The sequence below is a fragment of the Roseibium sp. ROS1 genome (assembly GCF_054658215.1).
Genome location: NZ_BAAGIG010000001.1, coordinates 979,354 through 1,001,340, shown reverse-complemented (window position 1 = coordinate 1,001,340; position 21,987 = coordinate 979,354). Strand labels below are relative to the sequence as shown.

The 21,987-nt window shown below is 59.8% G+C and carries 21 protein-coding genes; 13 read left to right on the top strand and 8 right to left on the bottom strand.

The genetic code is table 11. The features are described 5' to 3' along the window. Positions 1-114: 114 nt before the first annotated feature. Together ACYQ6M_RS04460 and ACYQ6M_RS04455 are read right to left on the bottom strand one after the other, a co-directional pair. Positions 115-531, bottom strand: coding sequence for a hypothetical protein (locus ACYQ6M_RS04460; RefSeq protein ID WP_077292312.1), 417 nt, complete (start codon positions 529-531; stop codon positions 115-117). Continuing rightward, entirely contained in the window at positions 531-878 is a 348-nt protein-coding gene (locus ACYQ6M_RS04455; RefSeq protein ID WP_460072363.1) for a hypothetical protein, read from the bottom strand. Before ACYQ6M_RS04455 ends, ACYQ6M_RS04460 begins: the two co-directional genes overlap by 1 nt. Positions 879-1,056: 178 nt before the next feature. Between ACYQ6M_RS04455 and ACYQ6M_RS04450 the strand changes: the two genes are divergently transcribed. Together ACYQ6M_RS04450 and ACYQ6M_RS04445 are read left to right on the top strand one after the other, a co-directional pair. Then, positions 1,057-1,785, top strand: a complete 729-nt coding sequence (locus ACYQ6M_RS04450; protein ID WP_167579577.1) for a LexA family protein — start codon at positions 1,057-1,059, stop codon at positions 1,783-1,785. A 219-nt stretch (positions 1,786-2,004) separates the two neighbouring features. Next, positions 2,005-2,328, top strand: a complete 324-nt coding sequence (locus ACYQ6M_RS04445; protein ID WP_460072361.1) for a hypothetical protein — start codon at positions 2,005-2,007, stop codon at positions 2,326-2,328. Between the two features lie 33 nt (positions 2,329-2,361). Here the strand turns inward: ACYQ6M_RS04445 and ACYQ6M_RS04440 are convergent, their stop codons facing one another. After that, positions 2,362-2,844, bottom strand: a complete 483-nt coding sequence (locus ACYQ6M_RS04440; RefSeq protein WP_023000395.1) for an RNA polymerase sigma factor — start codon at positions 2,842-2,844, stop codon at positions 2,362-2,364. Between the two features lie 374 nt (positions 2,845-3,218). Between ACYQ6M_RS04440 and ACYQ6M_RS04435 the strand changes: the two genes are divergently transcribed. Next, complete coding sequence (locus tag ACYQ6M_RS04435; RefSeq protein WP_023000394.1) at positions 3,219-3,581, top strand: hypothetical protein; 363 nt, start codon at positions 3,219-3,221, stop codon at positions 3,579-3,581. A 67-nt stretch (positions 3,582-3,648) separates the two neighbouring features. On the opposite strand, the gene ACYQ6M_RS04430 is transcribed toward ACYQ6M_RS04435, so the two are convergent. Beyond that, positions 3,649-4,596, bottom strand: a complete 948-nt coding sequence (locus ACYQ6M_RS04430; protein ID WP_460072358.1) for a GlxA family transcriptional regulator — start codon at positions 4,594-4,596, stop codon at positions 3,649-3,651. A 77-nt stretch (positions 4,597-4,673) separates the two neighbouring features. Between ACYQ6M_RS04430 and ACYQ6M_RS04425 the strand changes: the two genes are divergently transcribed. From ACYQ6M_RS04425 to ACYQ6M_RS04400, 6 genes are all read left to right on the top strand, one after another. Beyond that, positions 4,674-5,834: an acyl-CoA dehydrogenase family protein gene (locus ACYQ6M_RS04425; RefSeq protein WP_023000392.1), complete on the top strand. Its 1,161-nt coding sequence runs from the start codon at positions 4,674-4,676 to the stop codon at positions 5,832-5,834. Positions 5,835-5,837: 3 nt separating this feature from the next. Further along, the gene (locus tag ACYQ6M_RS04420; protein ID WP_367022335.1) at positions 5,838-7,865 is read left to right on the top strand and encodes an acetate--CoA ligase family protein; all 2,028 of its coding nucleotides are present in this window, start codon (positions 5,838-5,840) and stop codon (positions 7,863-7,865) included. Further along, positions 7,865-8,647 (top strand): carnitinyl-CoA dehydratase, encoded by a 783-nt coding sequence (locus ACYQ6M_RS04415; RefSeq protein ID WP_297836306.1) that lies wholly within the window; start codon positions 7,865-7,867, stop codon positions 8,645-8,647. The genes ACYQ6M_RS04420 and ACYQ6M_RS04415 overlap by 1 nt, the downstream gene beginning before the upstream one ends. 112 nt (positions 8,648-8,759) lie before the next feature. After that, positions 8,760-9,677 carry a beta-keto acid cleavage family enzyme gene (locus ACYQ6M_RS04410; protein ID WP_031269089.1) on the top strand — a complete coding sequence of 306 codons (918 nt, stop codon included), beginning with the start codon at positions 8,760-8,762 and terminating at the stop codon, positions 9,675-9,677. Position 9,678: 1 nt separating this feature from the next. Next, on the top strand, positions 9,679-10,443 hold the full coding sequence (locus ACYQ6M_RS04405) for an SDR family oxidoreductase (RefSeq protein WP_460072355.1): 765 nt from the start codon (positions 9,679-9,681) through the stop codon (positions 10,441-10,443). Beyond that, positions 10,440-11,867: a carnitine 3-dehydrogenase gene (locus ACYQ6M_RS04400; RefSeq protein WP_460072353.1), complete on the top strand. Its 1,428-nt coding sequence runs from the start codon at positions 10,440-10,442 to the stop codon at positions 11,865-11,867. Before ACYQ6M_RS04405 ends, ACYQ6M_RS04400 begins: the two co-directional genes overlap by 4 nt. A gap of 69 nt (positions 11,868-11,936) precedes the next feature. Here ACYQ6M_RS04400 and ACYQ6M_RS04395 read toward each other — a convergent pair whose 3' ends face one another. Further along, positions 11,937-13,520 carry a PAN domain-containing protein gene (locus ACYQ6M_RS04395; RefSeq protein WP_460072351.1) on the bottom strand — a complete coding sequence of 528 codons (1,584 nt, stop codon included), beginning with the start codon at positions 13,518-13,520 and terminating at the stop codon, positions 11,937-11,939. 343 nt (positions 13,521-13,863) lie between these two features. Between ACYQ6M_RS04395 and ACYQ6M_RS04390 the strand changes: the two genes are divergently transcribed. The 3 genes from ACYQ6M_RS04390 (at position 13,864) to ACYQ6M_RS04380 (ending at position 17,440) form a co-directional block, all read left to right on the top strand. Next, positions 13,864-14,274 (top strand): hypothetical protein, encoded by a 411-nt coding sequence (locus ACYQ6M_RS04390; RefSeq protein ID WP_077292303.1) that lies wholly within the window; start codon positions 13,864-13,866, stop codon positions 14,272-14,274. 123 nt (positions 14,275-14,397) lie between these two features. Next, a complete protein-coding gene (locus ACYQ6M_RS04385; RefSeq protein WP_460072349.1) occupies positions 14,398-16,224 on the top strand; it encodes a vWA domain-containing protein in 1,827 nt (608 codons plus the stop codon). A gap of 409 nt (positions 16,225-16,633) precedes the next feature. Then, on the top strand, positions 16,634-17,440 hold the full coding sequence (locus ACYQ6M_RS04380; protein ID WP_460072347.1) for a hypothetical protein: 807 nt from the start codon (positions 16,634-16,636) through the stop codon (positions 17,438-17,440). A 188-nt stretch (positions 17,441-17,628) separates the two neighbouring features. Here ACYQ6M_RS04380 and ACYQ6M_RS04375 read toward each other — a convergent pair whose 3' ends face one another. The 3 genes from ACYQ6M_RS04375 to ACYQ6M_RS04365 all read right to left on the bottom strand — a co-directional run bounded on the left by ACYQ6M_RS04375 (position 17,629) and on the right by ACYQ6M_RS04365 (position 19,894). After that, positions 17,629-18,402, bottom strand: a complete 774-nt coding sequence (locus ACYQ6M_RS04375; protein WP_460072345.1) for a hypothetical protein — start codon at positions 18,400-18,402, stop codon at positions 17,629-17,631. Positions 18,403-18,485: 83 nt separating this feature from the next. After that, positions 18,486-19,139 (bottom strand): SH3 domain-containing protein, encoded by a 654-nt coding sequence (locus tag ACYQ6M_RS04370; protein WP_460072343.1) that lies wholly within the window; start codon positions 19,137-19,139, stop codon positions 18,486-18,488. A 101-nt stretch (positions 19,140-19,240) separates the two neighbouring features. Next, positions 19,241-19,894: a response regulator gene (locus tag ACYQ6M_RS04365; RefSeq protein ID WP_077292299.1), complete on the bottom strand. Its 654-nt coding sequence runs from the start codon at positions 19,892-19,894 to the stop codon at positions 19,241-19,243. A 51-nt stretch (positions 19,895-19,945) separates the two neighbouring features. Between ACYQ6M_RS04365 and ACYQ6M_RS04360 the strand changes: the two genes are divergently transcribed. Next, positions 19,946-21,973, top strand: a complete 2,028-nt coding sequence (locus ACYQ6M_RS04360; RefSeq protein WP_460072341.1) for a sensor histidine kinase — start codon at positions 19,946-19,948, stop codon at positions 21,971-21,973. Positions 21,974-21,987 lie beyond the last annotated feature (14 nt).

The window sequence follows — 21,987 nt, the reverse complement described above, 5'->3', positions numbered from 1 at the left end:
CCGGCGCCGCCTCCCCCGAGCGCAGCAAGCCAAGCGTGCAATCCCTGAGCGACTCAATACAGCCGAAGATTGACGGCCGCAGTGTAATCAACCGACACCAACTGACAATAGTGCTCATGCAGCGATCCCCTCCCGGCCCGTTTCCAGGAGTTTGTCAAGTTCGTAGGAGAGCAGCACGGCGAGCGTAAGGGTCGGAGCGGATGGGTTTATATGTCTTGCACTGCCAAGCAACTCTTCCAGATCAATCCTGTCGAACTGGTCCAGAAAACCTCGCCGCTCCACCCAGTCCGGCTTGTTCAAGACAAGCCAGGAAACGGCAGTAAAGCATGGCGCTGACCAGTTCCCCCGGTTCTCGGCGGTGTTGATCAGACCGAAGACGAGGCGCAGATGTTCCGCCCCGTGTTTCGTCAGCAGGGTCTGGCAAGTTCTTCGGGCCTTCGACTGGTGCCGCCCTTGCACCCGTCTGGTGTGGCTGATGAAATGAACGCCATACTCGGCAGCGATCCTGTCGACCAGTCCTCCCGAAGCCATCAGACCCGACCTTTCTTTTCCGCCGCGATACCTTGCACCGCTGCAAAAGCCGCTTCCGCCTTTTCCCTGGCCGTACGCGGCAAATGTTCACTATTTGTTCCTTTTACAAAAGGCGCCTGCCTCATGTGCTGCCTGCTCCCGACAACACTCGGATTGCCCTTCAGGCTGGAACTGCCGCGCACGTCCCTGCCCTGCTTCAGGTTCCGCAACTCCAGAGTCAGCAACCTGTTGCGCGCTTTTTCCAACGCGAACTCGTCTTCCAGCCGGGCACTCGGTCGTTCCGCCCTGATCCTCAGATGCGCAACCTTTGCCTGCGCTTCTTCAATTTCGTCCTTCAGGTCCCTCATCGGCCGGTCTCCTCTGCCATTTGTCGAAGGATTGTCTGAGCTTCCATCGTCACTCCCACGCATTCACTTGATGACTCAAATTTCGTACGCTTATTGCGTACGTATGTCAACTGGACTCCGTACGTTTTTACTGCTAACACGTATGCATCTTACGTGACCTGGTGACCGAATTATGGATATGGACGAACAATCTGCAGTCTCCCGCCAGCTTGTGGACTTGAAGGACCGCAGCGGCCTGTCGATCCGCGCCATCGCACGGGCCATGGGCTATCAGAACGCCTCTTCCATCCAGCGCTACTTCAGCGCCGACTACCTGAAACCTGCACTGCCGTCGGATTTCGTGGCGAAGCTTCTTCCTGTCCTCCTGGGCAAGGGCGAGCAACCGATCACCCGGGAAGACATTCTTGCTCTCGCCCCCGATTCCATCACCGACCTGGATGCCTCCAGCGCACCCTCAAGAGCCGCCACACCTCTGGAGATCAAGGGCCAGGTGGCTGCCGGCCTCTGGATGGAGTCCGGACTGTTCGAGACAGACGCCACTAAGAAAACCAGTTTCGCGGGAGACCTTCGCTTTCCGAGCGAAAGCCAATATCTGTTGCAAATCAATGGCGAAAGCCTTAACCGGATCGCCTGGAGCGGCGATTTGATCCTGTGCGTCGACTATCTGGAAGCCGGCATCGAGATCAAGTCGGGAGACCTTGCCGTCGTGGAGCGGACCAGAGATGGTGGCCATACCATCGAACGCACCGCCAAGCGTATCATTCGCCGGAACGGCCAGATAGAACTGCAACCGGAATCCAATGATCCGCGCTTTCAGGAGCCGGTCATCTTCAACGAGCACGATGAAGAAGCAACGGAAGTCCGCATCATAGCCAAGGTATTGAGCGTCATCCGGCAGGTCGTCTAGCGCCGCCGCCCCCCCCCGCCTCCACTTCTTCTCAGGCCGAAATTCGGCCCGCCCCCCTCGCGCATTTCGCGCAACCGGTCTACTGCGACCGATCACGTCTTGACGCGACGCCAACACTTCGGGGCGGTCATACGCTTTTGTCATATAGCCGATTAACGAAGATTTGACATGTACGCAATTTACGTATACGCTTTCAACGTATTTTAGATGGAGGCTTTTTTGGCTTTGAACCTCGACATGTCGTTCTATTCAGTGATTTGCGAACTCGGAAACTGCTTCTATACGCCGGAAACCGATCTGGCAGACATGAGCCTGCACAGGATCATCGAGGATCTTCAGGCCGGGCAACTCGAGAAGGTTCAGGCGGTTCTGGAATTCAATCCCGCGGAAGGCTGGTGCAACGACATCACCAGCACGGTCCTGTCCGCCGCCTTCCCCGAGATCGGGGAAGACGATGAGGAAATCGCGGAAAACTGGTCGGACTATCCAACCGAACGTCTGACCGCCCGGCTTGCCGGTGTCACCGCCAGGGTCGCGGCCTGACGCCGAAAGACAAGGCGAAGCGCCTGCCAGTGGTCAGACGGCAGCAAGCAGGTGCCGCGCCCTGGAGAGCCGGCTTTTCACGGTCCCGACGGCCACACCCGTCTGCTTGGCAATTTGCCCGGTGGACAGGCCCGAAAACACCCGCAGTTCGAGAGCATCCCTGTCTTCCGGCCGAAGTCCGGCGATGCCCCTGGCAACGTCTTCCAGCTCCAGATGCTTTTCCTGAGCGGGCGCTGCTTGGGTTTCCTGAAGCCAGTCCTCTATGGGCAGGTGGTCACCCCGCCGGGCAAGCCATTTTCTTTCGTCGCGATAGGCATTGCGGGCAATCGTGAAAAGCCAGCGGCGCAGCTGCGTACCGCAGTGGAAGCTGGCGTGATGCCGGAGCGCCTTTTCCAGCGAGGTCTGCATCAGATCATCGCCGGCTTCAGGATTTCGCGTAAGAGAGCGGGCGTATCTGCGCAGATGCGGGATTTCGCTCTGAAGGTCTCTGGTGAAGTCGTCCTTGGTGCAGGCCATCGTGACATTCCTGTTCTGCTGTTTCTGGACGAGATGTAAGACGTGACGGTGTTGGCAGAAGCACGCTCAAGACCTTGTCATCGCGGTTTGAAAAACAGATGCAAAACGGCATCTTCAGCTCCCACGCCTTTCACGGGTCGGTGAGCCGGGCACCGCTTGCCGAATGATCATGATGAACGCGTGCGTGGTGTCAAAACACGCGCCTCGCAAGGCTTGAACCCTCTCACAAGGCCTCATGTTTTTGTGTTGATGTTATTACCGCCACCGCCGCAACCGATCAGCATTCGTGTCGTTGTTCCCGGCATGAACAGCCTGCGGGGCAAACGGCGCTCTGCAGTCATTCATGAGTTTAAACAGACACATGGAGCAAGATCATGCGTACTTCCAAGAAAATTCTGTCGACCCTGCTGACCGCAGCCTTTGTATCCGGCGCGCTGGCCGGCAACGCCTTCGCCATCGACCCGGACGACACCCGCGGCGATCTCAATGGCGACAAGCCTGTCTCCGTCCGCATCCAGCAGACCGTCAATGCAAAGGCTCTGGCTGAAGCGCGCAGCGGCAATCTGCTGATCCTGCCGGTTGTCGGCAGTTACAATGGCGAAGAGCGGCTGACAGTTGCCCAGCAGCAGGTCGCCGGTGCAAGGGCACAGGGCGCCAGGGCGAAGAAGCCGCTGCATATCCTGCCTTTTCAGGGCGACTGGAACGGTACAGCAAAAGCCGGTTTCCCGCACAAGTAAGGTCTTTTCAAACCTTCCAAGAAAGGGCCGCGCGTTTAGCGCGGCCTTTCTCGTTTATCGGCCGGGACTACCTGCGTCGCCGGTGCTCGCGCGGCGACTGGCCGAATTCCTGCCGGTAGGCCCGGGTCATTGCACTCGCGTTGCGATAGCCGCAACGCTCTGCAATTTCCGCAATCCCCAGCATGGTCAATTCCACAAGCCGGCGCGCCTCGCGCAGGCGGATCGCCTTGTAGACCCCTAGTGGCGTCATCGACATTTCCCGCTGGAACCGGTTCTCCAGGGTACGCTGGTCCACCTTCAGCTGCCGGGCAAGATCTTCAATCGGCATCGGTGCCTCGATGGTCCGCCGCATCAGCGCAGTCGCGCTGCGCACCAGGGCATCCGCCGACAAACGCTTGTGCGGATCGTGCATGTCCAGCTTGTCGCCATACATGAACAAGGCTGCCACCTCGAGCGCGAACATCGGGCTGTGATGCCGCTTGATCAGCTCCAGCGCCAGTTCGAATGTGGTCGACGCCCCGCCGCAGGTACAGATGTTGCCATCAAGTACAAAACGGTCCTCCACTGCATCGACATCCGGAAATCTTTCGGCAAATCCCGTCAGTTCATCCCAGTGGATCGTTGCCTTGCGTCCCTCCAGCAATCCGGCCGCCGCCAACAGCCATGCGCCGGTATCCATGCCGACCAACGTGCCGAACCGTTGCCTTGCGGCCTTCAAGGCGCGCACGGTTGACGGACCTGCAAAGGCCTCGAAACCGTAACTCGGCATGATGAAGAGATAATCGCCACCAGGCTTTGCTTCCGACCAGGCAGACGTCGCCACCGGCAGACCGCTGGATGACGTGACGGTTCCTCCGGCAAGGCTCACATGCTGCCAGGAATAGAGCTGCTTTCGGGCAATCGTGTTTGCTGCCCGGAACGGCTCGATCGCATTCGCCAGGCAGTGGTTCGAAAAGCTTTCGAACAACAGCACGCAGATTTTTCGAACCGAATTCGATTTTTGTGAAATCGGCATGATTTCAAACCAAAATTGCACAATGGAGCAAGCCCGTTTGTCTCACTCTCGTCGGCCTGAGGCAAGAGGAGATTCCGATGCATTTTGGGCTGAGCGAAGAACAGGAGATGATCGTCTCCACGGTCCGGTCCTTCGTTGAAAACGAGATTTACCCGCATGAGGAACTTGTCGAGAAGACGGGCCAGGTGCCCGCCGAACTCGGCGAGGAGATCAAGCGCAAATGTATCGATCTCGGCTTCTACGCCTGTAACTTTCCGGAAGAAGTGGGCGGTGCCGGCCTGAGCCATCTTGATTTCACCCTGGTGGAACGGGAACTGGGGCGCGGATCGATGGCGCTGAACCACTTTTTCGGCCGTCCCCAGAATATCCTGATGGCCTGCAAGGGCGAGCAGATCGAGCGCTACCTTCTGCCGGCCGTGCGCGGTGAGAAGATGGACGCGCTGGCCATGACCGAACCCGATGCCGGCTCGGATGTGCGCGGCATGAAATGCCAGGCGGTACGCGACGGAGGAGACTGGGTGGTCTCCGGCTCCAAGCATTTCATCTCCGGCGCCGAACACGCGGATTTCTTCATCGTGTTTGTGGCGACCGGCGTTGACGAAACACCAAAAGGCCCCAAGAAGCGCATCACCTGTTTTCTGGTCGACCGGGGCACACCCGGCTTCGAGGTGCGCGACGGCTATCGCTCCGTCAGCCATCGGGGCTACAAGAACTGCATTCTCTACTTCGACAATTGCCGCCTGCCGGACAGCCAGGTGCTCGGTGAGGTCGACGGTGGCTTTGAGGTGATGAACGAATGGCTTTATGCCACCCGTCTGACGGTTGCCACCATGAGCGTTGGTCGCGCCCGCCGCTGTTTCGACTATGCGGTAAACTATGCCGCCGAGCGCAAGCAGTTCGGCCAGGCGATCGCCAAGTTCCAGGGCGTCAGCTTCCAGGTCGCCGACATGATCACCGAGATCGATGCTGCCGACTGGTTGACGCTTGCCGGAGCCTGGCGTCTCGACCAGGGTTTGCCCGCCAACCGCGAGATTGCGAGTGCCAAGGTTTACGCGACCGAAATGCTGGCGCGCGTCACCGACACGACGCTGCAGATCTTCGGTGGCATGGGTCTGATGGACGACTTCCCCATCGAACGTTTCTGGCGCGACGCCCGCGTGGAACGGATCTGGGATGGCACCAGCGAGATCCAGCGCCACATCATCAGCCGCGACATCTTCCGCCCGCTCGGAGCCTGATCTATGCGCTCACTCGAACGCCTGCTCCGACCACGCACGGTCGCTGTTATCGGTGGCGGTTCCTGGTGCCGGAACGTGCTCCGGGAATGCCGCAAGGCCGGTTTTGAGGGTGATCTCTGGCCGATCCACCCGAGCCGTGAAGAGATCGACGGCTGCAGGGCCTATGCCACCGTGGAAGATCTTCCCGCGGCCCCCGACGCGGTCTTTATCGGCGTCAACCGGCACGTGACGGTCGAGATTGTCCGCTCGCTTTCGCGCCTCGGTGCCGGTGGTGCCATCTGCTTTGCCTCCGGTTTCAGCGAAGCAATTCGGGAGCTTGCCGACGGCGCGGATCTTCAGGCCGCCCTGATCGAGGCGGCAGGCGAGATGCCGATCCTCGGTCCCAACTGCTATGGCTTTCTCAATGCGCTCGACGGCGCGGCCCTGTGGCCGGATCAGCATGGCCTGACCCCGGTCGACCGCGGTGTTGCGATCATCGCGCAATCGTCCAACATCGCGCTGAACCTGACCATGCAGACGCGCGGCCTGCCGATTGCCTATCTGATGACCGCCGGCAACCAGGCCCAGACGGGCCTGTCCGCCATTGGCAGCGCCCTCCTGGACGATGACCGGGTCACCGCCATCGGTCTGCACATCGAAGGGCTCGATGATCTTGCCGCCTTTGAGGCTTTCGCACGCAAGGCGCACGCACTCGGCAAGCCGGTTGTGGCCGTCAAGGTCGGCAGATCCGAGGCCGCCCAAGCCGCAACAGTCTCCCATACGGCCGCCCTTGCCGGTAGCACGGCTGGTTCCGACGCTCTTTTCAACCGGCTTGGCATTGCCCGGGTCGGCAGCCTGACAGCCCTTCTGGAAACCCTGAAGCTGGTCCACGTCGCAGGTCCATTGCCGAGCGCCAACATCGTGTCCATGTCCTGCTCGGGCGGTGAAGCCAGCCTGATTGCCGACACCGCCGTCGGCCGTCGGATCACTTTCCCGCCGCTCGGTCCCGCGCAAAGAACCGCGCTGTCAGAGGCCCTCGGCCCCAAGGTGGCTCTCGCCAATCCACTCGACTACCACACCTACATCTGGGGTGACGGCGAGGCCATGACCCGGTGCTACACTGCCATGATGCAGGCGGACATCGCCCTTGGCATCGTCATTCTCGATATTCCGAGAATGGATCGCTGTGACCCGGAAGACTGGTTGAAGGTGATCGAGCCGGTGGAAGCGGCGATGAAAGCTTCCGGCAAACCGATGGCGATCCTGAGTTCGCTCCCCGAAACCATGCCGGAAACCTTTGCAGCCGATCTGATGAAGCGTGGTCTCGTGCCTCTCTGCGGGCTGGACGATGCACTGACGGCCATTGAGGCGGCTGCCTTTCTGGCAAGACCACTTTCGCCGGAACCGATCCGGGTTCCTCAAGCTGTCGCTGATCCCCGTCTTCTTTCCGAGCACGAGGCAAAAGCCTTGCTGCAAAAGCATGGCCTCAAGGTTCCCGCGAGCACTTTTGCAGAAGGTCCGGAAGCGGCAGCCCGGGCTGCCGAAGATATCGGATACCCCGTGGTGCTGAAGGGCACCGGCATTGCCCACAAGACCGAAGCCGGAGCAGTCGCCCTCAATTTGCAATCGGCTTGCGAGGTCCACTCCGCCGCAAGCGGGATGCCGGCCTCGTCGTTTCTGGTGGAAGAGATGATCACCGCCAGCCTTGGCGAACTGCTTGTCGGCGTTGTGCGGGATCCGGCTCACGGCTACGTCCTGACGCTCGCAGCAGGCGGCATCCTGACCGAACTTCTGGAAGACAGCACCTCGCTGATCGTTCCAGCAGGCGAGGACGAGATCAAGAAGGCCCTTGAAAATCTGAAGATCGGCCGTGTCCTGACCGGATATCGCGGCAAGCCGCCTTGCGATCTGGGAGCGATTGTTGAAGCTGTGCAGGCAGTGCAGAGCTTTGTTCTGTCGGCACCGGTCGAAGAAGTAGAAATCAACCCGTTGCTCTGCGGTGCGGACTTTGCCGTCGCCGCCGATGCACTGGTAAGAATGGGAGCGAACTGATGGAAAACCCCATCAAGACCGAAAGACGCGGCCACATACTGGCTGTCACGCTCGACCGGCCAAAGGCCAATGCCATTGACCTGATGACCAGCCGGATCATGGGAGACGTCTTCACCGACTTCCGGGACGATCCGGAGCTGCGCGTTGCCATCGTGACCGGTGCCGGAGAAAAATTCTTCTGCCCCGGCTGGGACCTGAAAGCGGCCGCAGGTGGCGATGCCGTCGACGGAGATTACGGCAAGGGTGGCTTCGGCGGCCTGCAGGAACTGCGCGGCCTCAACAAGCCGGTCATAGCAGCCGTCAACGGCATTTGCTGTGGCGGCGGGCTCGAGCTTGCCCTGTCTGCCGATATTATTCTGGCGGCGGAGCACGCCTCCTTCGCCCTGCCGGAAATCCGCTCAGGCACCGTGGCCGATGCCGCCAGCATCAAACTGCCGAAGCGCATTCCCTATCACATCGCCATGGAAATGCTGCTGACCGGCCGCTGGATCGAAGCAGAGGAAGCCGCCCGCTGGGGCCTGATCAACCACATCTATCCTGGAAAGGACCTGATGGCGGAAGCCTGGAAACTGGCCGAGCTGCTCGCTTCCGGTCCCCCGCTTGTCTATGCGGCGCTGAAGGAAATCGTGCGCGAGGCAGAAGACATGAAATTCCAGGACGCGCTCAACCGCATCACCGGAAGCCAGTTCGAAACGGTCGAAAAGCTCTATCGCTCTGAAGACCAGAAGGAAGGCGCCCGCGCCTTTGCCGAAAAACGAGACCCGGTCTGGAAGGGCCGCTAGGTCATCCTGCTTCGGCATGAACGCCATCAAGATGACCTGACACGCTAAAAACAATCAGTTTCCGGCAGTTCAATCGGTTTCGGTTGAACTGTCGCTGATCCAGGAGAACCAAATGCCATTGACCATGAACCGCGAAGTCTTCATCACCTGCGCCGTCACCGGGTCGGGCGGTACCCAGGACAAGTCTCCGCATGTGCCGCGCAGCCCGAAGCAGATCGCCGACAGCGCCATCGACGCCGCCAAGGCGGGGGCAGCCGTCGTGCATTGCCACGTGCGCGATCCGGAAACCGGCACCCCCTCCCGCCGGCTTGACCTCTACCGGGAAGTCACGGATCTCATCCGCGCCGCCGATGTGGATGTGGTCCTGAACCTCACCGCAGGCATGGGCGGCGACATCGTGTTCGGATCCACGGAAAGCCCGTTGCCGCTGGTTGAAAAGGGAACCGACATGGTCGGCGCAACCGAGCGCATGGCCCATATTCGCGAGTGCCTGCCTGAAATCTGCACGCTCGACTGCGGCACCATGAACTTCGCCGAAGCCGACTATGTCATGACCAACACCCCCGGCATGCTGCGCGCCATGGGAGCCATGATGACCGAACTTGGCGTGAAGCCGGAAATCGAAGCCTTCGACACCGGCCACCTCTGGTTTGCCAAGCAACTCGTCAAGGAAGGCACGCTTGCCTCTCCGGCATTGGTGCAGCTGTGCATGGGTGTGCCCTGGGGTGCGCCGAACGACCTCAACACCTTCATGGCCATGGTCAACGCCATTCCGGATGACTGGGCCTGGTCGGCCTTCAGTCTCGGCCGCGATCAGATGCCCTATGTGGCGGCCTCCATCCTGGCCGGCGGCAACGTCCGTGTTGGCCTTGAGGACAACATTTTCCTCGAAAAAGGCGTTCTTGCCACCAATGCACAGCTGGTCGAGAAGGCCGTCGGCGTTGTTGAAGGCATGGGCGCGAAGATCATCGGCCCGCAGGCCGTTCGTGAAAAGCTTGGCCTGACCAAACGCGCGCCGGTGAGCGCCTGACATGAGCCGCAGGATCCTCGTCACGGCCGGAGCGTCCGGGATCGGCCGCGCCATTGCGGAACGCTTCCTGGCAGACGGAGACGAAGTCGCGATCTGTGATGCGGATCCTGCAGCCGTTTCCGCATTCTCGGAAGCCAATGGCAACGCAATCGCTGCTGTTGCCGATGTCACCAGCGAAGCGGAAATGTCCGCGTTCCTGAACGACCTCGAACACCGCTGGAAAGGCATCGACGTGATCTGCGCCAATGCCGGCACCGGCGGTCCTGCAGGGGCGATCGAGACGCTGGACTACGCGGAATGGCAACGCTGCGTCGCGACCAATCTCCACGGAGCCTTCCTGACCTGCCGCTGGGCGGCCAGAGTGCTGAAAGCTCAGGGGCACGGTCTGATCACGCTCACCTCGTCAACCGCCGGACTTTACGGTTACCCGTTCCGCTCGCCCTACGCCTCCGCCAAATGGGCGATTGTCGGCCTCACCAAGACGCTCGCAATGGAGCTCGGCCCCCACGGCATTCGCGTCAACGCGGTCTGCCCGGGCGCGGTGGAAGGGGAGCGGATGGATCGGGTCGTCGCGATGGAAGCCAGGGCGCGTGGCGAGACCGAAGAGGCCATTCGCGAAAGCTACGTCAAGGGTGTTTCACTCAAGACCTGGGTCACTGCCCAGGATGTAGCCAACACCATTCACTTTCTGGCGTCCGAAGCAGGCGCCCGCATTTCAGGACAGATCCTGGCCATCGACGGCCACACGGAGACACTTGCACCATGACCCAAAAAGCATGCATCGTCGGCGGCGGCGTGATCGGTGGCGGCTGGGCCGCCCGTTTCCTTTTGAACGGTTGGGACGTTGCCGTCTTCGACCCCGACCCGGAAGCCGAACGCAAGATCGGCGAAGTCATTGACAATGCGCGCCGCAGCCTGCCCGCGCTTTATGACAAGCGCCTGCCGGACGAAGGCAAACTGTCGTTCCATTCAGATCTTGCCGAGGCAGCCGCTGGTGCTGACTGGGTGCAGGAAAGCGTTCCCGAACGCCTTGACCTGAAACACAAAGTCCTGGGCAGCCTGACGGAGCTCGCGCCCAAGACCGCAGTCATCGGCTCGTCGACATCCGGCTTCAAGCCGTCCGAACTGACCAGCGAAGGCGCGCGCGCCGTCGTCGCCCACCCGTTCAACCCGGTCTATCTGCTGCCGCTGGTGGAACTTGTCGGTGATGCTGCCGAAACCGTTCGCGCGGCCGAGGTCCTGCGCAGCATCGGCATGTTCCCGCTTCATGTCCGCAAGGAGATCGACGCCCACATTGCCGACCGCTTCCTGGAAGCTGTCTGGCGCGAGGCGCTCTGGCTGGTGAAGGACGGCATTGCCACGACCGAAGAAATCGACGAGGCAATCCGCATGGGCTTCGGTCTGCGCTGGGCGCAGATGGGCCTTTTTGAGACCTATCGTATCGCCGGTGGGGAAGCCGGCATGAAGCACTTCATGGCCCAGTTCGGTCCATGCCTCTCCTGGCCCTGGACCAAACTGATGGACGTGCCGGAGTTCACCGACGAGCTGGTCGACCTGATCGCCGGTCAGTCCGATGCCCAGTCCGGCCATCGCTCCATTCGCGAGCTGGAACGCCTGCGCGACGACAATCTCGTCGGCATGATGCGAGCGCTAAAGAAAAGCGGCAGCGGTGCAGGCGGCGTTCTCAACACCCATGAACGGGCTTTGGCGGCACCGGCGGAGGCTGAACTGCCGATCACGGGAGACCGCCAGATCCCGCAGAGCTGGACCGACTACAACGGCCACATGAACGAGGCCCACTACCTGGAAGCAGGTGCTGCCGCAACCGACCGGTTCATGGAGCTGATCGGCGCCGATGCCGACTACATCGCGTCCGGCAAGAGCTACTTCACCGTTGAAAATCACCTGCGCTATCTGGACGAGCTTCTGGCGGGTGAACGCCTGACGGTCACGACCCAGGTGCTCCAGGGGGAAGGCAAGAAGATGCAGCTGTTTCACTTCCTGAAAAACGCTGACGGCAAACTTGCCGCGACCATGGAGACCCTTCTGCTTCATGTCGATCTCAACACCCGCGCCAGTTCCCTGCCGGGAGCGGAAGTCGGCGAGAAGCTCAAGGCCTTCGCCGATGCCCACAAGGCCCTGCCTTTTCCGGAAGGTGCCGGCCGCTTCGTCGGACAGAAGGCAGTCTGATCAGACACCATCCGCGGTCAACGGAACCGCGGACGGGCCTGTTTTATTGGGCGGTCCTGCTGGCCGGTCCTATTGGGCCGGCTGAACCATGAACCCGGCCACGATACCTTCGGCGTCGGAATAGACACCCGGCCGCGCGAACAGATCGCATCTTCCCGACCCGGCAGACCAGTTGAACCCGAGGCAGGTGCGTTCCGTGCAGAGCGTCTCGCACTGGCCGGCCGATCCCGCCTGCAGGCTTTCATCCGGCTGTCCGGGAAAGCCCTTGTTCTGTTTGGTGAACGTCTGGACAGGCACGCTCAGATTGGGTTTGAGAGACCCGGCGGCAGCCCGCTGCACATAGGTGTCGGCCTTGGAAAGAAGATAAAGCCTGCCATTGCTGTCACCGACGGACTTTTGAATGCAGATCCGGTTCCATCGGTCATGGGTCACGGCATCGCAGCCGCTTCTGGCGCTACAGGACGAGATACAGTCCTCAGCGCTCATGTTGCGGAGCACGCCATCCGGCAGATCTCCGCCATAAAGATCATAGCCGCTCAGGCGAACGAAACCGCCCTCGCCTGACGCAGCAGGCGCAGACGCGGGTGCACTTGCATTCTGTCCGGCAACGTTTCTTTCGGCCTGCTGGTCAAGCTTCAGAGAAGCCGGCAGCAGATACCAGTAAGGCGCGGAAAATTCCTCGGCCTCCCCGTCACCGAAATCGTCACCAACGGAATACTGCTCGAAACGGACGCTGAGCGGACTGTAATCGGTATCCCAGAACCGTTTCCAGTCGTCAGAAATCCGGACCGAACAGCCAAGCGCAGAGAATTTGCTCGGAGTATCATAATTGAAGACCTTGCCGACCAGGTCCTCTCCCTGCCTTGTCAGCACAACTTTCCGGTCTCCATCCGGATCGCCGATCAGGATTTCGTCGTAGTATTGTGAACTGGTCGTATATCCCGGCCGACCATCCATCAGATTGGCCGCATAGGCGTTGTCGCAGATATTTGCGATTTCCCGTTCCGTAATCGAGGCTGGCGGTGTCAGTCCGGTGACGGTGATATTGGCCAGCACCGCATCGCCGATGCTCTCAATGTGGAACATGTTTTCGGGGCGCGTGCCGAGGATCCGCTGATACAGGAAATCCGTCATGGCCTCGACGTTGTGCTCTTCGCTCAGCTTGATATCGAAAAAGGATTCGGCAGCCTTCAGCGCAATCGCAAAGGCGGTCTGGACTTCGCTGGCAGGGTAACTGTTCTCGTTCGGCAGGTTGAGGCTGGGCGAATGGAAACCGAGCTTGCCCCCTGGACGCAGAGAGCGCATCTGAAAGCGGATCACGGCTGTCCCGATCCGCATGCTGCCGCCAAGAAAAGCCAGCGAGCAGGCGGATTCGCACCGTTCTCCCGAACGCACCATGGTTGCAATATCCTGGTCCCAGATCGTGTCGAACAGCCGCTTTCCTTCGGCAAAGCTGCCCCCGGGGCTATCGAGGCACAGCGTGATGCCTTGCGAGTTGATCGGCAGAACCTTGAGTTTTTCCGCATCCCCCGAGACGATCTGACCCCGCAAATGATAGTCGCAACCTTCCGCGTTCGACGGAAACACGTCGGCCGCTTTCGCCACCGTTGCGGCAAGACAGAACAGGATAAACACCAGGCATCTCGAAATCATGGGCACTCCTTCTCCAGGCAGTCCGTTTTAATAGTTTTGGCAGGGCTGATCGGGCACCCGAAAAAACCGGGGCCTCAGGTCGACCGGTACGGCCGGTCCGGGAATGAAATCGTCATCTCGAAATCGTTTTTCAAAACAGGCGACGAAGCAGCAATAGACCAAATATCGAAGCGTGTCTTCAACCTGCCGGTTGCGGTGAACGGCCCGCTTTCAGGTACCTCACCAGACGCCCGATTGGGGTATCGACCCCATACTGACACCCCGCTCGTTCTGGCACCTTTCTCTCATCGAAAGATCGATACCCCCTCCGAAAGGAGATTATTCAAGAGAAAGGAATTGACCAATGAAAGCCCTTGCCAAAACCGCAGCAGCCGCCAGCGTTCTCGCCATTGCAGGTGTTGCCTCCCTCGGAGCCGTGACCCCGGCCGCCGCCCTGTTCGACATCTGCAAGAAGGTCAACATCACGGTGAAGAACAACACCGGCCAGCCGATCCAGCTTTACGATCTCGATTACCGTGACCTCGGTTCGAACCGCTGGCGCTCGGAAAACATTTCCAACCGCGTCATCGCCCACGGCGGCACCTACAAGGTCACCCGGAACCTGGAAGGCGTGAACAACGCCAGCACCTTTGTCCGGGTCCAGTTCCGCAAGCTGAAGTCCAACGGCCGCTGGAACCTGCTGAAAACCTGGTACGCGGACTCCAGCACCTCGGTTTGCCGCAAGGGCGCAAGCTACCGCATCGTGTTCCGGTAAAACCCGGCAAACACACCAAGGCCGCGCCGTGAGGGCGCGGCTCTTGCCCGGCACATTACCCAACCTTTCCCCATCACCTCGACACCCGGACCTTTCCTCCGGGCGACGAAAAGGATTTGTCTCATGTTTGGCAAACACATGCCCAGAACCTTGCTGATCAGCTCCGCTTCGCTGATGACAATCGCCTTCGCCGGCATCGCCTCGCAAACCATCGATTGGCAGGAGCTCGGGAAAAAGCTCACAAGCCCGGCGGAAGAAGCCGGCCGGATGAACATTCCAGGTGAGCGAGACGATGATGCCTCGGTTTCGACAACCCAGCGCAGGAAACAGGAGGAAAGCCACTCCGTCATCGCGGACATCTCCCGTCCGGCCGTAGCCCCGCAGCCTGCCCCGGCGCCCGCTTTTCAGGACAGACTAATGATTGGCTCGGAGACCGCCACCGGCGGCTTGATGTCGCTTTCCTCCGGCAGTGGTGGCTCTGCCCCGAGAAAGGTGGCTCAGTCCGAACCACCGGCAATGCCAACCGTTCAGCCTGCCGACCGGGAACGATTTGCATCCGCAGAAGTAAATCCGCTGAAACGCACGAGCGCGGAACCGGTATCGACCTTCTCCGTCGATGTCGACACCGCTTCCTATTCCTATGTCCGCAGCACGCTGTCCGGCGGCCGATTGCCGAACCCGGATGCCGTGCGCGTGGAAGAAATGGTCAACTACTTCGATTACAGTTACCCCGTGCCCGAAAAGGGCGGTCACCCCTTCTCCACCAATGTTTCCGTGATCGACACCCCGTGGAACGAACACACCAGACTGATGCAGGTCGGCATCCAGGGCTACAAGGTGCCGCTCGATGACCTTCCCCCGCAGAACCTGGTGTTCCTGATCGACACGTCCGGCTCCATGGCCGATGCCAACAAGCTGCCGCTGTTGCAGCAATCCTTCCGCCTGCTGCTGTCCACGCTGCGTGACGAGGACGAAGTGGCGATCGTCACATACGCCGGCAGCTCTGGCGTGCTGCTGGAGCCGACCAAGGTAACCGACAAGAGCCGGATCCTGGAAAAGATCAACGCGTTGACCTCCGGTGGCTCAACAGCAGGTCATGAAGGTCTGAAAGGAGCTTACGCCCTGGCCGAAACAATGACCGGCGACGGCGAGCAGACCAGGATCATTCTGGCCACCGACGGCGACTTCAACGTCGGCCTCTCCGATCCGGACAGCCTGAAACGCTATGTCTCTGAACAGCGGGAAAACGGCACGGTGCTCTCCGTTCTCGGCTTCGGCCGCGGCAACTACAACGATGAACTGATGCAGACCCTTGCGCAGAACGGACAGGGCGTTGCCGCCTACATCGACACGCTGTCCGAAGCCCGCAAGGTGCTGGTGGATCAGGTGGTCAGCTCCATCTCCATGATCGCCCAGGACGTCAAGATCCAGGTCGAATTCAACCCGGAGACCGTCGCCGAATACCGCCTGATCGGCTACGAGACCCGGGCGCTCCGAACTGAGGATTTCAGGAACGACAAGGTAGATGCGGGAGATATCGGCGCGGGCCACAACGTCACGGCCCTTTATGAAATCACCCCTGTCGGCTCGCCGGCGGAAAAGTTCTCGGACCTGCGCTACGGCCCCAAGGAGAAGATCGAACCCGTTCGTGCTTCCTATTCGGGTGAACTCGCCTTCGTGAAGCTGCGCTACAAGCTGCCCGGAGACAAGGAAAGTACCCTGATCGAGACACCTGTCATGGCAGATACAAGCGGTATTCCGATGTCGGAAACCCTCTTTGCCGCGTCAGTCGCCGCCTTCGGGCAGAAGCTGAAAGGCACCGATCACCTGGGAGATTGGGATTTCAAGGCGATTGAAAAACTCGCCAGTGAGAACAAGGGCGCTGACCGCTTCGGCTACCGGTCTGAGTTCCTGACCCTCGTCCGTCTCGCTGACGTCGCCGAGCGCTAGGTTCCCCCCACCGCCCACATGGAAACCGGCAGGCCCGCCTGCCGGTTTCCATTTGTTATTCTCCCCCTCAATTGACCGTCGCCATGCGCCATCCATCCATTGGACAGCCCTCCATTGGTCAGCCCCCGAATGGCCCCCAATGGTCACCCCTCCGTTCGTCATCCCGGACGCAGCGCAGCGAAGATCCGGGATCGGGGAGCCGAGGACCAGCGAAATGGACCCCCGAAAAACAAAAGAAGCCTGTGCCTCCCCGATCCCGGGTCTCGCGTTGCTCGCCCGGGATGACGAATGGAGAAGTTCCGGCATTAGGCAGCAAAAGTACCAAGGGAGTTCGATCTCCTGTCAAAAAGAAGGATGACAAGTAATTGAAAAAACGTATTCTCAACTCATGGGGGAGCAGTCGGCTGTATTGACCTTAAAAATTGATACTGACGAACCTGTTGAATTACGGGATTTCGTTGGCGCATTCACTTCATTGGCTAATGAGTTCGAGCGCTATGTCGATACAACCTATTCCGAGGTAAAATCTGACCCCAAGATGTATGTCCGCGAGGTAAGGAGCGGATGCATCGAAGCTGATATCTTCACGGGTCTCGTTGCGGTCGCTGCCACGGCAATCACCCACATGGATCAGATTCTTATCCTCGAAGATTTCGTCAAACGATGGGGTCAACGCTTCTCCTTTCTTTCAAAAGGAGAGGTGCCAGAAGGCGAACTTGAAACAACCAAAGAATTGAAAGACTGGGCGGATGCAGCGCAGTCTATTGCCAGTGACCCAATTGGAGGGCACCGGCTTGAAGTCGCTCATTTTGAGGATGGTGAAAGGAAGATTCGCGCTTCTTTCAGATTTACGGCTTCAGAAGCCCGCACAGCGCTTGAGAACATCGAAGATCGGAAGAAACTCTTAAACAAACCAGACACTGAGACTCACAAACGCGTATTATTGGTATTCACGCGATCAGACGTAAATGATGCCAAACCTGGCAAGCGTTCTGGTGAGCTAGTGAAAATTGAAGATATATCTGAGAAACCAATGCCCTTGGTCTATGGTTCAGAGATAGCAGAAGAACAAATCAAACATGAAATCCGTGATGCCGACGATAATGTCTACCACAAGGGCTTCATAGTGGACGTTATTGTTAAGGTCGCAAATGGCGGTAAGCCGGTTGCCTACTCAGTTACGGACTTACATCAAATAATCGACATTGGTGACTAAACTAGGCCTCTTCCTCCCCGATCCCGGCTCGCGCTCCGCTTGGCCGGGATGACGATGGAGAAGTTCCCCGGCTGTCATCCCGGACGCAGCGGAGCGCGAGCCGGGATCCACTCCTTCCCAGAGCCCTACGGACGACTAACACATTCGAAAATAAATCTGGTGGCTGCGCGATTGCGCTGTCGGGCCGGTTACCGGTCCCGCAACCAGTCCAGGGACACTTGCGTCCCGTCTGCCTCGACCAGATCGAGACGGCTGGAGAGGATCAGCGACAGGGCACCCAGGTCGTTGGTCTTCCAGAGATAGATCGTATGGCGTGTCGGCTCGAAGCGGGCACAGGCCGTCGCGCCGACATCGGCAACATAGCGCGGCGGACCATCTCGCCGGATATCAAAGCCCTTGGCGCCGCTGGCATCGTCCGGATTGGTCAGGCAGACCGTCACCAGCCGCGCGGAAATCGCATCATCGGCATCTGCGGCTTCCTCCAGTGGAGCCGGTTCCTGCGCACGCCTTGCGGCGGACTTTTCTATGGCAGAGTTCAAGCCTTGAGAGTCCGCACCAGTGGCTTCCCGTTTTTGCGAATTTTGTTTCGGCGCTGCAGCCGGCGCAACCCGTTCCCTCTGGGGGACAGTCCGGTCGATGGCCCGATCTAACTCCGGACTCATGCGGTCCGTCCAGGATGGGGCGTCGGCGGGTGCAGGTGCATGCGCCGGTGGCTGCGGCCGCGCTGGCGGCGGAGGGGCAATCTCGGCAGCAGCCCCCTCGCTGTCCATCAGCCGGTGCTCGGGCACACGCATCTCGGCAGGTTCTACCGGTTCCGGAGCGGCTGACGGGGCGGCCTCCAGTGCAACCGGCGGTGCGGGCACCTCGCCTTTCTGAAAGCGGATCAGGTCGTTGCTGCCGCTTTCCAGGAATGTCGGCTCCGGCAAGCCGCTGGCCAGAACCGCGACAGTTGCGCAAGACATCAGCAAGCCTCCGATGAGAAGGCTTTTGGCAGATCTGCGCTGATGCTGATTTCTGGCAGGCATGGGGCTCGTCGATATGTCTTTCAATTGGCAGGCTCAAGGTAACGGGTATTCACCCATCCGGACACCGCGCCCGAACGGATTTCACACCAGCTTCCCTCACAGCTCTCGGAAAGTTCCACATTACAGGTTCCCGCCGCAAGAGCGCCGGTAACGGCATGCCGTGTTCCGGGGCCCTGCCGTACATTCAGAACGTCGTCCTGCGCAATGCTGACGCACATCAACCGGCCGTCAGCGGCGCCGGAAGACCGGAACATGGCAGGTGGTGCTGCGGATGCGGTGCAAATCCCCCCGACATTCACACCACGTGCGCACAAGGGTTTGACCTTCATCTCCAGAAGCTCCCATTCGCCCGTCGCCGTGTGAACAACGGTGCCCCTGTAATGCTCACCGGAAAGGCTGTCATCAAGATATCCCGTCATGATGATATCGACACTGTAGCCGCTGTCGGCCTTGCGCACCTTCAGGTCGAGCGCTGCATTGCCTTCGTCACTCTCCGGATGGCCTTGCAGAAACGGCATCAGCACATCGATGAAATTGGCGGCGACCGCTGTGCCGGGAGCAACACGGATCTCGCGAAAACCGTCATTCTGCGCCTGGACCGAGCCCGTGATCAGCATGCCGGCAACGGGTATCGCGGCAAGCCAGGTGGCTGAAAGTCTGAAACAGGGGCGCATGGCACAATCCTTTTGCGAGTCAGTTGCAGCAGTAACGCATGGCGGCTGACTGCCGGCCATGGGGCCGATCCCCCATTCCGGCCAGAACAGGCATTCTCCGGTCAAAGTTCCCGCGATGGATCAATCATGCCTTCCTTCAGCGCCTTGGCCATCAGCTGCGGCACCGAATGCACGTTCAGCTTCTGCATCAGGCTGGTGCGGTGCTTGTCGACGGTCTTGACGCTGATGCCAAGTCCTTCGGCAATTTCCTTGTTGGACCGCCCGGCGAGGATCAGGTTCAGCGTTTGCCGTTCCCGGTCGGTCAGCACAGGTGGCGCGGGCGTCTCTTCCAGGATCTTCAGAAACACGTCCGAAATATGCCGCTGTCCGCGCAGGATACCCGGCAGTTTCTGGTAGAACTCGGCATTGTCCGACGCCTTCGAGAACAGGCCATCGACCCCGGCCTCGATGAGATCCGATATCAGCCCGACAGCGGAAATTCCTGTCAGTACGACCACCCTCGTTTCCTTCGACCAGCGCCTTGCCTCGATCAGCACTTCCACGCCGCCTGCCATCGGCATGGAGACATCCAGCAACAGGAGGTCTGGCCGCTGCTTGCGCACTTCGGCTATCGCGCTGAGGCCGTCGCCGGCTTCCGCCAGCACGTTGATCCCCTCCGGTTCGATCAGGCCCGGCTTTTCCAGAGCGTCGCGCAAACCCGAGCGAACGATTGCGTGATCGTCTGCAATGATGGCACTATATCTTTGATCTTTCACGGCTCTCGATCCAGCAGCTGCAGTCCTTCTATCTGACATGCCTTTGGGGAAATGACCAGAATTCTGCACCTGTGGGCCCTTCTGTTTTTCATCCTTCTCGTGACCGGCATCGCCCGGGCAGAAACTGTGCGCCTCGAGCCCGGCCAGGGGATTGGCGACCTGAAGCCGCATCTGGTCTATGAGAGCGATCCGTCAGCGTCTCTTGCCGACATTCTGAACCGCTTCCGCTCCGGCAAATTCTCTCCGACCCTCAAGGCCTCTCTCCTGGAAACGAACTATGCGCCGGAAGCCTGGGCCGCTGTCGAGATCGTCAACGCAACACTGAACGATGGCCGTGCGCCGGATCCTTTCGTGCTGACGATCGACCTGCCGCTGGTCAGCGAACTGGACGCCTATGTCATCCGCGAAAGCGGCTTTACCGAAAGCCTGATCAGTTATTCGATTTTCGACCCCTTCGCACCGGAAGACCACTCGGTCACAAGGTTGCGCACGCCTGTCTTCGACATCGCGCCGCAAGAGCGGGTTACCCTCCTGGTCAATTTCAAGTTCGGACCTTTCCAGTCCTTCAAGATGGCGCTCGAAACACCGGTGGAGCTTGAAGCCTCAGCCTTTGCGTCCGGCATCACCCATACGGCGTTCTACGCCTTCACGATCTCCTGCCTGATTTTCTTCTTCGGCTTTCATCTGGCCATGAAAAACTGGATCGGCATGCTCTATGCCGTCCAGTTCGGGCTCGGGCTTGCTTTCATCGCTTATATTGACGGCCTCTGGTTCCGGTTCTTCTTTCCCGGCAGGCCTGAACTCCAGTCTCCGACAGGCTTCTTCCTGCTGTTCTCCCTATCCGGCCTCGGCTTCGTCATTTCCGGCCGCTCTGTCGCCACCGCGGGCCGCGAGACAAGACTTTCCATCGGCCTGACAGCCCTGTCTGCCCTATCGATCGCCGGTTTCGGGTTGTCTTTCTTTTCACCCGGCACCTATGTCGCGTTTTTCGGCTATCTGCTGCTGGCGCTGATGTTCATTTCCGTTTTCCTGGCAGGCCGCAGCTGGCGACGCAGCGAAGGCGCGGCACATGTCAGCTCGGAACTGGTTTCAGCCTTTGGCACCGTGCTGGTCGTTGGGCTGATTGCCTTGATGGTCGTTGGCCTTGAAACCGAAATCCTGCCAGTTGCGAGCACGGTCAAGGGTATTTTCTCCTGCCTGCTGATTGCCACCATGACCGGTTTGACCGCCCATATCGTTGCCTTGCGCCACAAACACGCAAATGCCGTTCAGGCCGAAATCGCTGCCCTTGAAGCGGAAGCAAAGCGCAGTCGGGAGCTGCTCGTGGCCGAGCGCAATTACACGCGTGCCCGCGATCTGGCCAGCCTGCGACAGCGGCAACTGGCGACCGCTTCCCATGATCTGAAACAGCCGATCACTTCACTGAGGCTCAGCTTCGACCATCTTGCCGACCATATGGAACCACCGGTTCGCCAACGTCTTGCAGAGGCATTTGACTACATGGAGGCCCTGTCGAATTCCTACCTGGCGGAAACGGCACCGCGGAACGATGGCACAGAGACAGCCGAAAGCTCCGATCCAACCGGCGAAGAGGACCACGCCCAGAAAGACATCGCCATCACCCGCGCAGAACCGGCGGAAACCGAGAGCTACGAACTTTCGCTTGTTCTCGACACGGTCCAGCAGATGTTTGGCGAGGAAGCGATCTCAAAAGGCCTGAAGCTGCGACGGGTTACATCAACCCGCAAGACCGCCGTGCCCCCCATGGTCCTGATGCGCATTGCCAGCAATCTGGTCTCCAACGCGGTCAAATACACCGAAAAAGGCAAGGTCCTGATTGGCGTCCGTAACCGTGGACAGGCCCTGGAGCTTTGTGTGCTCGATACGGGACCAGGCCTGACCGAGACAGAACAGCAAACCTTCCTGAAAGCGTACCAGAAAGGCAGCACGTCCAGCGGATATGGTCTTGGTCTTTCGGTCTGTCACGACCTTGCGCGTGAACACGGGCTTGCGTTCACCTGCCAGTCCGTAAAAGGCAGGGGAACGCAATTCAGGCTGTCCTTGCCGGCCTCTAGCTGAGCAAAGCCCGCAGG

Excerpts from the sequence above, each read along its gene's own strand:
- ACYQ6M_RS04460 (WP_077292312.1), bottom strand. The coding sequence starts at position 531 with ATGGCTTCGGGAGGACTGGTCGACAGGATCGCTGCCGAGTATGGCGTT.
- ACYQ6M_RS04455 (WP_460072363.1), bottom strand. The coding sequence starts at position 878 with ATGAGGGACCTGAAGGACGAAATTGAAGAAGCGCAGGCAAAGGTTGCG.
- ACYQ6M_RS04450 (WP_167579577.1), top strand. The coding sequence starts at position 1,057 with ATGGACGAACAATCTGCAGTCTCCCGCCAGCTTGTGGACTTGAAGGAC.
- ACYQ6M_RS04440 (WP_023000395.1), bottom strand. The coding sequence starts at position 2,844 with ATGGCCTGCACCAAGGACGACTTCACCAGAGACCTTCAGAGCGAAATC.
- ACYQ6M_RS04435 (WP_023000394.1), top strand. The coding sequence starts at position 3,219 with ATGCGTACTTCCAAGAAAATTCTGTCGACCCTGCTGACCGCAGCCTTT.
- ACYQ6M_RS04430 (WP_460072358.1), bottom strand. The coding sequence starts at position 4,596 with ATGCCGATTTCACAAAAATCGAATTCGGTTCGAAAAATCTGCGTGCTG.
- ACYQ6M_RS04425 (WP_023000392.1), top strand. The coding sequence starts at position 4,674 with ATGCATTTTGGGCTGAGCGAAGAACAGGAGATGATCGTCTCCACGGTC.
- ACYQ6M_RS04420 (WP_367022335.1), top strand. The coding sequence starts at position 5,838 with ATGCGCTCACTCGAACGCCTGCTCCGACCACGCACGGTCGCTGTTATC.
- ACYQ6M_RS04415 (WP_297836306.1), top strand. The coding sequence starts at position 7,865 with ATGGAAAACCCCATCAAGACCGAAAGACGCGGCCACATACTGGCTGTC.
- ACYQ6M_RS04410 (WP_031269089.1), top strand. The coding sequence starts at position 8,760 with ATGCCATTGACCATGAACCGCGAAGTCTTCATCACCTGCGCCGTCACC.
- ACYQ6M_RS04405 (WP_460072355.1), top strand. The coding sequence starts at position 9,679 with ATGAGCCGCAGGATCCTCGTCACGGCCGGAGCGTCCGGGATCGGCCGC.
- ACYQ6M_RS04400 (WP_460072353.1), top strand. The coding sequence starts at position 10,440 with ATGACCCAAAAAGCATGCATCGTCGGCGGCGGCGTGATCGGTGGCGGC.
- ACYQ6M_RS04395 (WP_460072351.1), bottom strand. The coding sequence starts at position 13,520 with ATGATTTCGAGATGCCTGGTGTTTATCCTGTTCTGTCTTGCCGCAACG.
- ACYQ6M_RS04390 (WP_077292303.1), top strand. The coding sequence starts at position 13,864 with ATGAAAGCCCTTGCCAAAACCGCAGCAGCCGCCAGCGTTCTCGCCATT.
- ACYQ6M_RS04385 (WP_460072349.1), top strand. The coding sequence starts at position 14,398 with ATGTTTGGCAAACACATGCCCAGAACCTTGCTGATCAGCTCCGCTTCG.
- ACYQ6M_RS04375 (WP_460072345.1), bottom strand. The coding sequence starts at position 18,402 with ATGTCTTGCGCAACTGTCGCGGTTCTGGCCAGCGGCTTGCCGGAGCCG.
- ACYQ6M_RS04370 (WP_460072343.1), bottom strand. The coding sequence starts at position 19,139 with ATGCGCCCCTGTTTCAGACTTTCAGCCACCTGGCTTGCCGCGATACCC.
- ACYQ6M_RS04360 (WP_460072341.1), top strand. The coding sequence starts at position 19,946 with ATGACCAGAATTCTGCACCTGTGGGCCCTTCTGTTTTTCATCCTTCTC.